This window comes from Paraburkholderia sp. BR10954 (genome assembly GCF_040965775.1).
In the GTDB taxonomy this organism is placed as follows: Bacteria; Pseudomonadota; Gammaproteobacteria; order Burkholderiales; family Burkholderiaceae; genus Paraburkholderia; species Paraburkholderia youngii.
Map to the genome: position 1 here is coordinate 1 of NZ_JBFRCK010000243.1, position 386 is coordinate 386.

1 protein-coding gene is annotated in these 386 nt (G+C 71.5%); it reads left to right on the plus strand.

What is annotated here, in order from left to right; all coding sequences use genetic code 11:
* Nucleotides 1-386: AMP-binding protein (locus AB4Y34_RS42070; RefSeq protein ID WP_368719334.1), on the plus strand; the 386-nt coding region annotated here is incomplete at both ends.

Here is a 386-nt window from a genome sequence, read left to right on the forward strand (position 1 = left end):
GACTGAGCTATGGGGAGCTCAATGCGCGGGCCAACCGGCTGGCGCACCATCTGGTCGGACTGGGGGTGAGGCCGGACCAGCCGGTGGCGATCTGCGTGGAGCGCAGCGCGGCGATGGTGGTGGGGCTGCTGGCGATCCTGAAAGCGGGCGGCGCCTATCTACCGCTGGATCCGGCGGATCCGTCCCAGCGGCTGCGCCAGGTGCTGGGCGATGCCGCTCCGCAGCTGCTGCTTTGCGATGCGGCCGGCCGCGCCGCACTCGGCCCCGAGGTGCTGACCGATGTGATAGCGGTCGATCTGGAGACGGCCACGCCGGTCTGGGGCGAGCAGCCGCCTTCGGACCCGGAGCCGCGCACGCTTGGCCTCACGTCCCGCCATCTGGCCTAT